This window comes from Caulobacter sp. Root487D2Y (assembly GCF_001427165.1).
Classification (GTDB): Bacteria; Pseudomonadota; Alphaproteobacteria; order Caulobacterales; family Caulobacteraceae; genus Caulobacter.
On sequence record NZ_LMFD01000013.1, the window covers coordinates 246,752 to 259,938 of the forward strand.

Sequence of the window (13,187 nt, forward strand, 5' to 3'; positions counted from 1 at the left end):
CAGGGCGTGGAGGACTAGTACACCACCCCGCCCACGCCGCCGTCGAGGCTGAGGCTCAGGCTGGAGCTCGACTGCTCGCGCACCGTCTCCTCGCGATAGTCGGTGTATTTCTCGGTGGTCAGCATGGTCAGGATCTTCACGCCGGCCCCGTAGCGGCGCAGCAGCGAGCGCTCGTTGCAGTCGCGGGCCGGTTTCTGCGGCCGGCAGGCCACGGTGCCCCCTTGGGCGCCGGGGGCGTAGTAGAGCGCGTCGTTCTTGCCGCAGATATAGGTCTCGCCGGCGAAATTGCTTTCGCTGGAGCCTTCGTAGCCGCCGATCACGTACTGCATGCGCGACCCGGCGATGCAGCGATAGAGCTCGCCGTCGTAGCCGCTGCCGATCTCGCGGTCGGGGGTGACCTGCGAGGCGGGGTGGGGCACGTCGCGGTCGTCGAGACAGACGGCGCGGATGACCACGCGCTTGAACTTGGTGCGGGTGGCTTCGTAGGACGCGCGGCGGCGCGCCTCGCCGCCCTCGACGTTCAGGCCCTGGATGTAGCCGGTCGAGACCGGGCCGGAATAGTAGCCGCCGTGCGTGCCGCCGCCGTAATAGACGGTCGAGCCGGCCGAAGCGCCGGCGCCGGCGCCCGCGCCCGCCCCGGCGCCGGCCACGGCGGTGCTGGTGGCCGAGGCGCTGGCGTTGACGACGACCGAGCCGCCGACATGGATGTTGATGCCGGGCACATAGACGTTGTGGCCGCCGCCGCAGGTGTTGCAGCTGGGCGGGGTGGGCGGACGCGGCGGGGCCGGCGGCGGCGCGCAGCAGGGCGGCGGCGGCGCGCAGCATTGGGCGTAGGCGGCCCCGCCCAGCATCAGCGCGCCCAGTCCTCCAACGAGGCCGGCCGCCAGGCTGATCCACAGCTTGGGCAAGGTCATTTTCGGCGCCTTCATAGGCCTCTTTCCCTTCACGACACGCCGGCGCGTCGCCTGGCCGAAGCCAAGCAAGTTTCACGCCATGGCCGCCGCTCCGCCGGGAAACTGTCCCAGGACGGCACGGTCCAGGGGGTGGCCCGGTTCTCCTTGCAAGCTCGGTGCGGTCGAAAAGGGACCGTGAGTGAGCCCGCGAGGGGAACGACGATGTTCCATCCAAGCACGGAACGGTTGATAGACTATTGGCGTGGCAAGGCCGTCGACGACGGCGTGCCCGCGCGAGCCAGCGTCAATCCGGGTGATTTCCTCGATCTGTTGCCGCAGGTGTTCATCCTTGGACGCGACCCCAAGGGCCGTTATCCGGTGCGGCTGGCCGGCGGCTTCGTCACCGATCTGCACGCCCGCGACCTGCGCGGCGAGGACGCCCTGGGCTTCTGGGCGCTGTCGCATCGCCTGGAGGTCAAGTCGGCCCTGGAGGTCGCGCGCCGCCGGGGCGAGCCCGTCGTGATCACCGCCGACATCCGCTCGATCGGCGCGCCGTCGGTGGGCATGGAGGTGCTGCTGGCTCCGATGGTCGGCGCCGACGGCCAGACCGACCGCTTCCTGGGCCTTTACCAGCCCATCGCCATGATCCAGCGCCTGATGGGCCGGCCGGCCTCGGAGCTGGGCGTCCGCAAGATCCAGTGCCTGGGTCCGGCCAACGAGGAATCGCCGCGGCTGCGGCTGGCGACGCTGCACGGGCGGCTTATCGCCTAGAGAAATTCACGAGCTTTTCCGTGCCGGGGGGGACGGAAAGGGCGGCGCGTTGGGGGCGCGCCGTTGATGGGAAGGGGGCGCCGCAGGGCGACCCCTTCCCATTGTCTTTTAGGCTATGCCGCCGCCGACCGCCCGTCCTCGAACACCGGCACGTCCAGCGCCGGCAAGGTCGCCTTGCCGCGGATCAGGTCCGAGGCGCGTTCGGCGATCATGATGGTCGGGGCGTTGGTGTTGCCGCCGATCAGGGTGGGCATGACCGAGGCGTCGATCACGCGCAGGCCGGCGATCCCCTGCACCCGAAGCTGGTCGTCGACCACCGCCAGCGGATCGCCCGCCGCGCCCATCCGGCAGGTGCCGACCGGGTGGTAGATGGTCTCGGCCTTGGTCCGGATCCAGGCGTCGATGTCGGCGTCGCTCTTGATGTCGGCGCCCGGCGCGTATTCGGCCTCGCGATAGGGATCGAAGGCGGACTGGGCCACCACCTCGCGGGCGATCTTCACGCCCTCGCGGACGGCGCGGCGGTCTTCGTCGGTGGCCAGGTAGTTGGCCAGGATGGTTGGATCGTCGAACGGATCGGCCGAGCGCAGGCCCACCTTGCCCCGGCTCTCCGGACGGAGCTGGCAGACGTGCAGGGTGAAGCCGTCCTTCTCGACCTGGGTCTTGCCGTGGTCCTGCATGATCGCCAGCACGCCGTGGATCTGCAGATCGGGGCGGTCGAGGTCGGGACGCGACTTGAGGAACGCCCCGCTCTCAAGGAACTGCTGACGGCCCAGGCCCTTGCCCATCAGCATGTAGGACAGGCCCGTGCTCAGCTTCTTCAGGCCCTTGTTGGCCGAATAGGCGGTGACCATGTTCTTGGTCGTCCATGACAGGCAGACGTCCAGGTGGTCCTGCAGATTGGCGCCGACGCCCTTGGCCGCGTGGGTCACCGCGATGCCCTGGGCCCGCAGATCATCCGGATCGCCGATCCCCGACAGCTGCAGGATGTGCGGCGACTGCACGGCGCCGGCGCTGAGCAGCACCTCGGCGTCGGCATGGGCGACGAGGCGGTCCGGATTGGTCCCGACCACGTATTCGACGCCGATCGCCTTGCCGTTCTCGATCAGGATGCGGGTGGTGCGGGCCTCGGTCACGCAGGTCAGGTTCGGCCGGGTCAGGGCCGCCGTCAGATAGGCCGCCGCCGCGCTCCAGCGCTTGCCGTCGCGGATGGTCAGGTCGTAGGGCCCGAAGCCCTCCTGCTGGTAGCCGTTGAAGTCCTTGGTCGTCGCGTGGCCCGCCTGGCGGCCCGCTTCGATCAGGGTCGGATAGAACGGGCTCTTGGACTCGCCGTGCGAGACGTGCAGCGGCCCCGACCCGCCATGATAGGCGTCGCCGCCGCCGTGGTGGGTCTCCGAGCGCTTGAAGTAGGGCAGGACCTCGGCGTAGGACCAGCCCGACAAGCCCATCTGCCGCCACTGGTCATAGTCGCGCGCATGGCCGCGGATGTAGATCATGCCGTTGATGGCCGAGCTGCCGCCCAGGCCCTTGCCGCGCGGCCACCACAGCTTGCGGTCGTTCAGATGCGGCTCGGCCTCGGTCCAGAAGCCCCAGTTCTGGTCGCCCTTGGCCTTGATCAGCTCGCCGACCCCGGCCGGCATCTTGACCAGGATCGAGGTGTTCTTGCCGCCCGCCTCCAGCAGCAGGACCTTGACGTTCGAGTCCTCGGTCAGCCGGGCCGCCAGGACGCAGCCGGCCGAGCCGGCGCCGATGATGACGTAGTCGTAGCGCGTGCTGGCCATGGCCCGACGTCGCCTCCCTGGTTTGTTATCGTTGTTAAGCCAGAGAGTGACGCGGGTTTGGTCAGGCGGCAAGAGGCCGTTACGTCAGCCGCCCGACGCGGCGGCGAACACCGCCAATTGGGCGTCGAAGGCGCGTTTGAAGGCGGGCCGCGCCTCGCCGCGGGCGACGTAGGCCGCCAGGTTCGGATAGTCCTGGACCAGGCCTGACGAGCCCAATCTGCGCAGCACCGTCACCATCGCGATGTCGCCGGCGCTGAACGCGCCGTCGAGCCATTCGGCGTCGCCAAGCCGGTTGGAAAGATCGCTCAGCCGAACGCGGACCTGCTGTTCGAGACCGGACAGGCGTTCCTCGAACCAGGGCTTTTCGCGTTCGAACAGCGTGGCCATGCCGTGCTCGACGATCGGCGGCTGCATCGTGACGAGCGCGGCGAACATCCAGGCGATCGCCCGCGCGCGGCCGTTCGCGTCGTCCGGCAGCAGCCCCGGATGACGCTCGGCGACATGCAGCACGATGGCGCCGGACTCGAACAGGACGAGATCGTCTTGCTCATAGGTGGGGATCTGCCCGAAGGGCTGGATCGCGCGATGAGCGGGCTCCTTCATTTCCGGGAAGGTGACGAGGCGCACGTCGTAGGGTCGGCCGACCTCTTCGAGCGCCCAGCGAACCGACATGTCGCGCGCCAGCCCCCGGCCGCGATCGGGCGAAGTCTTGAAGGCGGTGATGGTGGGGCTCATCGTCGTTCTCCCGGCTCTTGGTATCGTAACGACGAACGACCGGACGGCTCCACGACATGCGCTCGGATTTTTTTGCCGCGCCGGCCCTCAGGCCCCGCCGGCTCGCGCCGGAGCGGTTTCTTCCGGCTCCAGCGCCCGCGAAACCGCCGCCAGCAGCTCCTCTCGCCGGATCGGCTTGGCGACGTGGTCGTTCATGCCGGCCTGGCGGCAGCGGACGATCTGCTCGGGCAGGGCGTCGGCGCTGAGGGCGATGATCGGCACCCCGCCCCGCGGGCCGGGCAGGCCGCGGATGGCGCGCGCGGCGGCCAGGCCGTCCATGCCCGGCATGTGCACGTCCATCAGGATCAGGTCGAAGTCGCCCAGGCGCGCGGCCGCCAGGGCCTGGACGCCGTCGTCGGCGGTGGACACCTCGCAGCCGGCCAGGGTCAGCAGGGCGTGGCCCAGTTCGCGGTTCATCGGATGGTCGTCGACCAGCAGCACGCGGGCTGGACGGCGCGCCTCGAGCTGGGCCGGTTCGGCCTCCGCGACCGCCGCCGCGACGACCTGCGCCGACAGCGTCACCCAGAATCGCGAGCCCTCGCCGGACGTGCTGGCGACGTCGATCTCGCCGCCCATCCGGTTGACCAGCGCCTTGCTGATCGCCAGGCCCAGCCCGGCGCCGCCATAGCAGCGGCTGATCGAGCTGTCGGCTTGGCTGAAGCGCTGGAACAGACGGGTCTGGACCTCGGGCGCGATGCCGATCCCCGTGTCGCTGACCTCGAAGCGCAGATCGCCGGGACCCGGGCCGATCGTCAGCCGCGCGTCGACCTGGCCCTGGGCCGTGAACTTCAGCGCATTGGTGAGCAGGTTCAGCAGCACCTGGCGCAAGCGGGTTTCGTCGAGGGCCAGCAGCGCGGCCTCGTCGCCGTCGCCGACCGTCTCGACCCGCGCCGACAGGACCAGGCCCTTGGCCTGGGCGGCCGGCGCCACGATGGCGACGGCGTCGCGCAGCAGATCGGCGGGCGAGACGGGGGTCAGCGTCAGGTCCAGGCGGCCGGCCTCGACCTTGGCGAAGTCCAGAAGATCGTTGACGATCTCGGCCAGGGAACGGCCGGCGCGTTCGACCAGGTCCAGGCGGCGGCGGTTTTCCGGCGACAGGCCGGCGTCGTCGCTGACCAGGGCGGCGAAGCCCAGGATGCTGTTGAGCGGGGTGCGGATCTCGTGGCTGATGGTGGCCAGGAAGTCCGACTTGGCCTGATTGGCGGCCTGGGCCTTGGCCTGGGCGGCGCGCGCCACGGCCTGACGGCGGACCAGCAGGGCCTGCAGCCGCGTTTGCCGGCTCAGCGCCAGGGCGGCGGCCAGGCAGACGGCGTAGAGCACCAGGTGGAAGATCTGGGCCTCGCGCAAGGGCCGCGCGGCGGCGACGGGGTCCATCCCGGTCTTGTGCAGGATCGCCGGGATGGTCGCCGCCAGCGACCCGGTCACCAGCACCGCCGCCGCTCGCGGCCCGCCGCGGAACACCGCCAGCAGGGCGGGCGCGAACAGCAGCACCTGCAGGGCGGTGTCGGCGGTGAACACGGTCACGGCGGTGGCCAGCACCAAAGCCAGGACCAGCACCGATTCCAGCGGGCCGACGCGAAAGCCCTCGCGGTGTCGGCGGTCGAACAGGATCAGCAGGGTCGGCAGGGCGATGGCCACGCCCAGCACGTTGGACGTCGTCCATTCGCTCCAGCTCCGCCAGAACGGGCCGCCGAAGCTCATCGACAGCAGGCCGTTGACGACGATCGAGGTCGCGGCCGTCAAGGCCGTCGCGACGGCCATCAGGACCAGTAGGCCGGGCATCGAGCGCACACGGATCGGCAGGCGCATCAGCCGCAGCAGGGCCGCCGTCGCCGCCGTCTGCAGGACGTCGAGCAGGGTGACGCTCAGCACGAACCGCGGCGGGTCGCCGACCGACAGCTCCAGGACCACGTGCAGCACGGCGGTCAGGCCCAGAAGGGCCAGGCCTTGCCGGCGGTTGAGGATCAGCAGGCCGGCGATCAGCACGGCGTTGGCGGTCCAGATCGTCGGGATGTGTTGCGCCGCCCCGGCCAGGAACAGGCCGTAGGCCATGCACCCCGCGTAGACGAGCGTCAGGACCGCCAGGCGTCCGTGCGCGGGATTCCAACGTCGTCTCGGGCTCGCCGCCATACGCTTTTCCCAGGCCATGGCCCGAGCGTGCCTCATAAACCGTCGGTATTTTGTTAAGTCGGGTCGCCGACGCCCTAGTCCACGCGCGTCAGCTCGGTTCGATAGCGCTTCCAGTTCTCGACATAGTGCAGCGCCGAGGCCTGCAGCCCGAGGGCGTGCTGTTCGCCGATCTCGCGGATCACCTTGCCCGGCGCGCCCACGACCATCGAATTGTCGGGGATCACCTTGCCCTCGGTGATCAGGGCGCCGGCCCCGATCAGGCAGTTTTTCCCGATCCTGGCCCCGTTGAGGATGATCGAGCCGATGCCGATCAGCGAGCCGTCGCCGATCGTGCAGCCGTGAAGCATCACCATGTGGCCGATCGTCACATTGGCCCCGATGGTCAGCGGGCTGCCGATGTCGGTGTGCAGTACTGACCCATCCTGAACGTTGCTGTTCTCGCCGATCTCGATCGGATCGTTGTCGCCGCGAACTATAGCACCCCACCAGATGCTTGAGTTCTTCCGCATGATGACATTTCCCATCACCGAGGCACTGGGAGCGATCCAATATTCGCCTTCCGGGGGAAGCGAGGGATTTGTGGCGCCCAGGGAATAGACAGTCATCCGTACACCTCGTGTTCTAAATTTGGGCAAAGCCTTAACGAGTCGTAAACCATGCTCGCCCCATTGTATTTGTGCGATTCGAGGGGGAACACTCCCACATCGGGAGTCATTCTTCTCGTATCCGAGCCGCGCTCGATCGCCGAACGCGGCCTCCCGGTAACGGAGACCTTGGGTGTCGGTTTTGGGGTTTGGGCGTACATTACCGCCTTCGGGGGCAAGCTCCGAACCGCCCGGCCGCGCTCGCGTCTCCGTTTATCTCCTCCCCACCTGCTCCAAGGACGTCGCCATTCGGCCACGTCCTTTTTTCATGCCTGAATGGAGGCTTACATGACCAAGCGAGCTCTCAAGCGGATGGTGCGCGAAGGCGCGAACGACGCTGGCCGTTACGACGACGACGCCAAGGTGCGTCGCCTGCCGGTGGAGCATCGCAGCGCCTGGTCGCCGCTTGGGACTCCGGGGCATGAGGATCGGGATCAGAGTTACCTCAAAACGATCAAACCCAAATCGCCCGGTCAGGCCGGGCTGATGGAGGCGATCGACACCAAGAACCTGGTCATGGCGCTGGGTCCGGCCGGCACCGGCAAGACCTACATCGCCATCGCCAAGGCCGTCGAGGCGCTGGAAGCCGGCAAGGTCGGCCGCATCGTGCTGTCGCGTCCCGCCGTCGAGGCCGGCGAGTCGATCGGCTACCTGCCGGGCGACATGGAGGACAAGCTGGCCCCCTATCTGCGCCCGCTCTATGACGCGCTCAGCGACCGCCTGTCGGTCAAGCGGATGCGCGCCCTGATGGCCGAGGGCGCGATCGAGATCGCTCCGGTCGGCTTCATGCGCGGCCGCACCCTGAACAACGCCTTCGTGGTGATCGACGAGGCCCAGAACTGCACCTACATGCAGTTGAAGATGCTGCTGACCCGCCTGGGCTGGAACTCGACGATGGTGGTGACCGGCGACCCGAACCAGTCGGACCTGCTGCCGGGCATTTCGGGCCTGGCCGAGGTCTCGGCGAAGTTCGAGCCTGTCGAGAACATCGCGGTGGTCCGCCTGGCCGACCGCGACATCGTCCGTCACCCGCTGGTCGCCGAGATGCTGGGCGTCCTTTGAGCTGACGACGCCGCAAACGGCGTCAATTGACCTGTCAGGAGCGGGCCCGGTCGATCCGGGCCCGCTCTTTTCGTTCTGGCCTTGGTTTTCGAGGCGAACGGGGGATTGCGCCGTGTGTACGGCTGAGATTATTCTTCCAGAGGTTGAAGCTTGTCTCTGCAGGAGCTGAGGCGGCCAAGCTATCGGATGTCTGTTTGAGCCCGGAGAACGTTCAATGTCGTTGATCCGAACCGCCGCGATCGCCGCGATCCTCCTCGCCGCCGCTTCGCCAGCCTTGGCCGAACAGGCCATGGTGCCGGTCAACGTTGGCGCGATGAGCCCGCTGGACATGTGGGGCCGTCAGTTGACGGCCATCGCGGGCGCTCACGCGACTCGGGCGCAATGGAAGCGCGCGGTGAAGGCCGCCGATCTGATCAACCACAACCGCTGCAAGGACGCGTATTTGTTCGCCGCCAACAATCAGGACCAGCGGCTGGCCAAGCGCGTCTACGAGGTCTGCACCGCTCCGACCACCTTCTAGCCGGCGAATAAGACCGCGGCCTCGTTCGCCGGTTGCGGCGAGGCTTCGGGGCGCCTTCCGACTGGGTCGCGTCACGCCATGACCGCGGCGGGCCCAGGTGTCCGCCCCCGTTGTTTCACGTTGCGGCGTTATCCGTTGTGTAGCATGCTGCCTAGGGTTGAAGCCGCCGCGTTGAGCGTGTTCCGCCCTACTCATGTTGAAGCTGGATGGAGAAGCCGGGATGTCTTTTGTCAGAATCGCCGTGATCACCGCCGCCTTGTTCGCCGTCGGCGCGCCAGCCTTCGCACAGCAGGCGCCCACCCCGAAGCCCATCCCGATCATTGTGCCGCAAGGCGGAGCGGGCAACATGAGCGAGTTCTACCTGCAAAACGAACGGCGGACCGCCATCGCCCGCGCCCACGCCGGAAAGGTGCAATGGGAGCGCGCGACGCAGGTCGCCAGTCTGATCAACAGAAACCGCTGCAAGGACGCCTATCTCCTGGCCGTGGACGAGAAAGACGAGGTGCTGGCCAAGCGCGTCTACGAGGTGTGCACCGCCGCGCCTTCCCCGTTGGGATAACCGATCCCAAAGGGCGAAGCCGGCTTTCCTGGTCAACGCAAAGGAAACATCAGCGATGAAGGTCATGAGAATCGCGCTGACCGTATCGGCGATGCTCGGCGTCAGCGGGCCGGTCATGGCCCAATCGGTGCAAGTTCACAGCCTGAGGTCCGTTCAGGCCCAGGTCGCTTCGGGCAACTATTACGGCCAGTCCGACAACGTGCGCTGGACCAACGACCTGGAGGGTGTCGAGGTGGCGCGCCCGACACCCGTGCAGTTTGCCCGCGCGCGCAAGGCCGCCGCCCTGATCAACGCCAATCGGTGCGCGGACGCTTATCAACTGGCGGTGAAAGCCAAGGACGACAAGCTGGCGTCGCGCGTCGAAGAGGTCTGCGCGCCGCGGTCATAAACGACCGCAAAACCGCGAAATGCGGAACAAGACTTGAGTTTAGGGCGGTCGGACGTGCAAGGTCCGACCGCCTTAACTGTTTTGGGACCCTACATGTCGTCCGACGCCGCCGCGACTCCCCGTTCGGAGTTCACTATCCGAGGGGTCCTTCTCGGCATCCTCATCACCCTCGTCTTCACCGCCGCCCAGGTCTATCTGGGTCTGAAGGTGGGTCTGACCTTCGCCACCTCGATCCCGGCCGCGGTCATCTCGATGGCCCTGCTGCGCGCCTTCAAGACCGCGACGATCCAGGAAAACAACATCGTCCAGACCATCGCTTCGGCGGCGGGGACCCTGTCGTCGGTGATCTTCGTGCTGCCGGGCCTGCTGATGATCGGCTGGTGGAGCCACGTGCCGTTCCTGACCACCTTCGGCGCCTGCCTGGTCGGCGGGGTGCTGGGGGTGATGTACACCATCCCCCTGCGCCGGGCCCTGGTGACCAATTCCGACCTGCCTTATCCCGAGGGCGTCGCCGCCGCCGAGGTGCTGAAGGTCGGCACCGGCTCGCGGGCCGGCGCCGCCGAGGGCCAGGCCGGCCTGATGGCCGTGGTGCTGGGCACCGTCGCCTCGGCCCTGTTCGCGGCCCTGGCCGCCGCCAAGATCTTCGCCGCCGAGGTGGCGGGCTACTTCAAGGCCGGGGCCGGCGCGACCGGCCTGGGCGCCTCCAGCTCGCTGGCCCTGATGGGCGCGGGCCACCTGATGGGCATCACCGTCGGCGTCGCCATGTTCGCGGGCCTGGCCATCGCCTGGGGCGTGCTGGTGCCGGTCATGACCAGCCTGCACCCGATCCCCGGGGCCTCGGTGGCCGACCACGCTCTGACCGTCTGGAAGACCGAGGTGCGGTTCATGGGCGCGGGCGTCATCGGCGCCGCCGCCATCTGGACCCTGGGCAAGCTGGCCCTGCCGATCTGGTCGGGCCTGATGTCGGCCTTCGAGGCCAACAAGGCCCGCAAGGTCGGCGGCGCGGTCATCCCGCGCACCGAGCAGGACATCCCGATCGGCATCGTCGGCCTGGTGTCGCTGCTGCTGCTGGCCCCGGCCGGCTGGTTCCTGGCCCACTTCCTGACCGGCGGCCCGATCACCAGCCTGGCCACGCCCCTGGTGGCCATCGGCGTCGGTTACGTCCTGGTCGCCGGCCTGCTGGCCGCCGCCGTCTGCGGCTATATGGCCGGCCTGATCGGCTCGTCCAACAGCCCGGTCTCGGGCATCGCCATCCTGACGGTGCTGGGCGCCTCGCTGATGGTCGGCGTGGTCGGCCGCGGCGTGATCGGTCCCGACATCGCCAAGGCCCTGGTCGCCTACGCCCTCTATGTCACCACCATGGTGCTGGCCGTGGCCGTCGTGGCCAACGACAACCTGCAGGACCTGAAGACCGGCCAGCTGGTCGACGCCACGCCGTGGAAACAGCAGGTGGCCTTGATCATCGGCGTCGTCGCCGGCGCCATCGTCATCCCCTTCGTGCTGGAGCTGCTGAACCAGTCGAACGGCTTCGCCGGCGCGGCCAACCTGGCCACGGTGGCCGGCTCCACCCCGCTGAACGCTCCGCAGGCGACCCTGATCTCGACCCTGGCCAAGGGCGTGATCGGCCACGACCTGAACTGGAGCCTGCTGGGCTACGGCGCGATGATCGGCCTCGGGCTGGTGATCGTCGACATCATCCTGCGCCGCGTCAGCGACGGCCGCCTCAGCCTGCCGCCTCTGGGCGTGGGCCTGGCCATCTACCTGCCCAGCACCGTGACCGCGCCGGTCGTGGTCGGGGCGGTGATCGGCTGGCTCTATGACAAGATGGTCGACAAGGACCGGATGGGCGAGGCGGCCAAGCGTCTGGGCGTGTTGATCGCCTCGGGCTTCATCGTCGGCGAGAGCCTGTTCAACGTCGCCCTGGCCGGCCTGATCGTCGCCACCCAGAAGCCCGGTCCGCTGGAGGTCCCCTTCGCGCCGTCCGAGCACGTGGGCATGATCTTCGCCCTGATCGCCGCGGCGGCCGTGGTCGTGGGGCTGTACGGCTGGGCCCGCCGGTCGGCGAACAAGATCCAGGCCTAGTTGAAGGCTTGAGCGCTTTGAGGGACCCGGAGGGCGAAGGCTCTCCGGGTCCTTTTTTGTTTCAACTCCTCCCAATTGTCATCCCGGGCGTAGCGAAGCGAAGACCCGGGACCGCCGGAAGCTCTGAGTTCACGCGTCGGTCCCGGATCGGCGCGCTGCGCGCTTGTCCGGGATGACAGCTATTTGGGGGGCTAGGCGGCCGCCAGCACGGTCAGTACCTGCTCGCACCGGAACCGGAACCCCAGCGCCTCGTACAGCGCGATGGCGCCGGCGTTGTGGGCGTAGCTGTGCAGGAACGGAGTCTCGCCGCGGTCGACGATCTTGCCGGCCACGTGCAGCATCAGCCGCGCCGCATAGCCCTTGCCGCGATGGTCGGGATGGGCGCAGACGCCGCTGACCTCGGTGAAGCCGTCGGGCCTCATGCGCTCGCCGGCCATGGCGACCAGCCGGCCGCCGACCTTCACCCCGACGAAGTCGCCCAGCTCGTGGGTGCGCGAGAAGAACGGGCCCGGCGCGGTCAGGGTGGCCAGGGCCAGCATCTCCGGCGCGTCGGCGTTCGTCAGCGGCAGGATCTCGAAGTCGACCGGCTTGGGCTCGGCCAGGGTGTCGGCCGTCATCTGCCAGCAGAGGGCGCGGTTGACGACCGTGGTCCCGGGGACCGGCGGCGGATCGAACCGCTCGACCAGTCCGACCTCGCCGCCATGGGCGCGGACCAGCCGGCCCAGGGCCTCCAGCGTCTCGGGCCCGTCATCCGCCGTGGCGGCGAACAGGCCGAAGTCCGGATGCACCCGCAGCGCGCCGCCGTCGCGCAGCGCAAGGTCGGCTTGGCGGCCCGTGAAGGCGGACCAGACGGGACGGTCTAGGGGATGGCTCATCATCACTCAGTTGGGGAGCAATAGGCGCCGATCAACGCCTTGACGGCGCCGACCACGGCCAGGGCCGGCTTGTCGTCGTCGTCGAACATCTGGCTGGAGGTGAACACCCCCTCGACCAGCAGCATCATCGCATCGCCCAGCGCCCCGGGGTCGGACGCGCCCATCGCCTCGGCCTTGGCCCGCAGCCGCGCGCGCAGGTCCTGCTTGTGGACCTGGGCCACGGCCCGGCCGGCGTGGTCGCGGTCCGGATATTCGACCACGGCGTTGCTGAGCGCGCAGCCCCGATAGTCCGCGCCGCCCGACCGCGCGGCCAGGCCCTCGAAAAAGGCGACCATCTGGGCCCGGGGATCGTCGGGAAAAGCCGCCTCGGCCGCCTCGAAGCGGCCCCAGAACCCGACCTCGACCTCGCGCAGCACGGCGGCCACCAGATCGTCCTTGGACTTGAAGCCGCGATAGAGGCTGGGCTTGGTCACCCCGGCCTTGGTGACGATCTCGTCGACCCCGACAGCCCGGATGCCCTCGCGATAGAACAGCTCGCGCGCGGTCTCGAAGATCCGCTCGGCGGCGCGCGGGCCCGGCCCGTAGGGCAGGTGGTGTTCGGGCGTTTCGCCCAAACTCTTCAAGGCGGGGGTTTTTTCGTCGTTCTTGGCCATGGCTCTTGACGATGTTACTTACCGGTACGTATGCATGGCGACAAGCCCTGTACCGATC

13 protein-coding genes are annotated in these 13,187 nt (G+C 68.6%); 6 read left to right on the forward strand and 7 right to left on the reverse strand.

The window, feature by feature from the left end:
- Positions 1 to 14: 14 nt before the first annotated feature.
- Entirely contained in the window at positions 15 to 929 is a 915-nt protein-coding gene (locus ASD38_RS20105) for a hypothetical protein (protein WP_056442597.1), read from the reverse strand.
- Between the two features lie 186 nt (positions 930 to 1,115).
- On the opposite strand from ASD38_RS20105, the gene ASD38_RS20110 reads away from it, so the two are divergent.
- Positions 1,116 to 1,664: a PAS domain-containing protein gene (locus tag ASD38_RS20110; RefSeq protein ID WP_056442595.1), complete on the forward strand. Its 549-nt coding sequence runs from the start codon at positions 1,116 to 1,118 to the stop codon at positions 1,662 to 1,664.
- Positions 1,665 to 1,777: 113 nt separating this feature from the next.
- Here ASD38_RS20110 and ASD38_RS20115 read toward each other — a convergent pair whose 3' ends face one another.
- From ASD38_RS20115 to ASD38_RS20130, 4 genes are all read right to left on the reverse strand, one after another.
- Positions 1,778 to 3,442 (reverse strand): choline dehydrogenase, encoded by a 1,665-nt coding sequence (locus ASD38_RS20115; RefSeq protein WP_056462860.1) that lies wholly within the window; start codon positions 3,440 to 3,442, stop codon positions 1,778 to 1,780.
- A gap of 84 nt (positions 3,443 to 3,526) precedes the next feature.
- Positions 3,527 to 4,177: a glutathione S-transferase family protein gene (locus tag ASD38_RS20120; protein WP_056462863.1), complete on the reverse strand. Its 651-nt coding sequence runs from the start codon at positions 4,175 to 4,177 to the stop codon at positions 3,527 to 3,529.
- Positions 4,178 to 4,264: 87 nt separating this feature from the next.
- Entirely contained in the window at positions 4,265 to 6,346 is a 2,082-nt protein-coding gene (locus ASD38_RS20125) for an ATP-binding protein (protein ID WP_156390806.1), read from the reverse strand.
- Between the two features lie 74 nt (positions 6,347 to 6,420).
- Positions 6,421 to 6,951 carry a gamma carbonic anhydrase family protein gene (locus ASD38_RS20130; RefSeq protein WP_056442582.1) on the reverse strand — a complete coding sequence of 177 codons (531 nt, stop codon included), beginning with the start codon at positions 6,949 to 6,951 and terminating at the stop codon, positions 6,421 to 6,423.
- 315 nt (positions 6,952 to 7,266) lie between these two features.
- Here ASD38_RS20130 and ASD38_RS20135 point away from each other — a divergent pair, with 315 nt between their 5' ends.
- From ASD38_RS20135 to ASD38_RS20155, 5 genes are all read left to right on the forward strand, one after another.
- Positions 7,267 to 8,052 (forward strand): PhoH family protein, encoded by a 786-nt coding sequence (locus ASD38_RS20135; RefSeq protein ID WP_156390807.1) that lies wholly within the window; start codon positions 7,267 to 7,269, stop codon positions 8,050 to 8,052.
- A gap of 214 nt (positions 8,053 to 8,266) precedes the next feature.
- A complete protein-coding gene (locus ASD38_RS20140) occupies positions 8,267 to 8,572 on the forward strand; it encodes a hypothetical protein (protein ID WP_056462867.1) in 306 nt (101 codons plus the stop codon).
- 193 nt (positions 8,573 to 8,765) lie between these two features.
- Positions 8,766 to 9,131 (forward strand): hypothetical protein, encoded by a 366-nt coding sequence (locus tag ASD38_RS20145; RefSeq protein WP_235523909.1) that lies wholly within the window; start codon positions 8,766 to 8,768, stop codon positions 9,129 to 9,131.
- 55 nt (positions 9,132 to 9,186) lie between these two features.
- A complete protein-coding gene (locus tag ASD38_RS20150) occupies positions 9,187 to 9,519 on the forward strand; it encodes a hypothetical protein (RefSeq protein WP_056442568.1) in 333 nt (110 codons plus the stop codon).
- 93 nt (positions 9,520 to 9,612) lie between these two features.
- The gene (locus ASD38_RS20155; protein WP_056462872.1) at positions 9,613 to 11,601 is read left to right on the forward strand and encodes an OPT family oligopeptide transporter; all 1,989 of its coding nucleotides are present in this window, start codon (positions 9,613 to 9,615) and stop codon (positions 11,599 to 11,601) included.
- Between the two features lie 191 nt (positions 11,602 to 11,792).
- Here the strand turns inward: ASD38_RS20155 and ASD38_RS20160 are convergent, their stop codons facing one another.
- Complete coding sequence (locus ASD38_RS20160) at positions 11,793 to 12,479, reverse strand: GNAT family N-acetyltransferase (protein ID WP_056442549.1); 687 nt, start codon at positions 12,477 to 12,479, stop codon at positions 11,793 to 11,795.
- On the reverse strand, positions 12,479 to 13,129 hold the full coding sequence (locus tag ASD38_RS20165; RefSeq protein ID WP_082554783.1) for a TetR/AcrR family transcriptional regulator: 651 nt from the start codon (positions 13,127 to 13,129) through the stop codon (positions 12,479 to 12,481). Before ASD38_RS20165 ends, ASD38_RS20160 begins: the two co-directional genes overlap by 1 nt.
- Between the last annotated feature and the right edge of the window lie 58 nt (positions 13,130 to 13,187).

What these genes read in the sequence shown, in the direction of transcription:
- ASD38_RS20115 (WP_056462860.1), bottom strand. Translation starts at nt 3,442, where the DNA reads ATGGCCAGCACGCGCTACGACTACGTCATCATCGGCGCCGGCTCGGCC.
- ASD38_RS20130 (WP_056442582.1), bottom strand. Translation starts at nt 6,951, where the DNA reads ATGACTGTCTATTCCCTGGGCGCCACAAATCCCTCGCTTCCCCCGGAA.
- ASD38_RS20145 (WP_235523909.1), top strand. Translation starts at nt 8,766, where the DNA reads ATGTTGAAGCTGGATGGAGAAGCCGGGATGTCTTTTGTCAGAATCGCC.
- ASD38_RS20105 (WP_056442597.1), bottom strand. Translation starts at nt 929, where the DNA reads ATGAAGGCGCCGAAAATGACCTTGCCCAAGCTGTGGATCAGCCTGGCG.
- ASD38_RS20165 (WP_082554783.1), bottom strand. Translation starts at nt 13,129, where the DNA reads ATGGCCAAGAACGACGAAAAAACCCCCGCCTTGAAGAGTTTGGGCGAA.
- ASD38_RS20155 (WP_056462872.1), top strand. Translation starts at nt 9,613, where the DNA reads ATGTCGTCCGACGCCGCCGCGACTCCCCGTTCGGAGTTCACTATCCGA.
- ASD38_RS20150 (WP_056442568.1), top strand. Translation starts at nt 9,187, where the DNA reads ATGAAGGTCATGAGAATCGCGCTGACCGTATCGGCGATGCTCGGCGTC.
- ASD38_RS20135 (WP_156390807.1), top strand. Translation starts at nt 7,267, where the DNA reads ATGGAGGCTTACATGACCAAGCGAGCTCTCAAGCGGATGGTGCGCGAA.
- ASD38_RS20110 (WP_056442595.1), top strand. Translation starts at nt 1,116, where the DNA reads ATGTTCCATCCAAGCACGGAACGGTTGATAGACTATTGGCGTGGCAAG.
- ASD38_RS20125 (WP_156390806.1), bottom strand. Translation starts at nt 6,346, where the DNA reads ATGGCGGCGAGCCCGAGACGACGTTGGAATCCCGCGCACGGACGCCTG.
- ASD38_RS20140 (WP_056462867.1), top strand. Translation starts at nt 8,267, where the DNA reads ATGTCGTTGATCCGAACCGCCGCGATCGCCGCGATCCTCCTCGCCGCC.
- ASD38_RS20120 (WP_056462863.1), bottom strand. Translation starts at nt 4,177, where the DNA reads ATGAGCCCCACCATCACCGCCTTCAAGACTTCGCCCGATCGCGGCCGG.
- ASD38_RS20160 (WP_056442549.1), bottom strand. Translation starts at nt 12,479, where the DNA reads ATGATGAGCCATCCCCTAGACCGTCCCGTCTGGTCCGCCTTCACGGGC.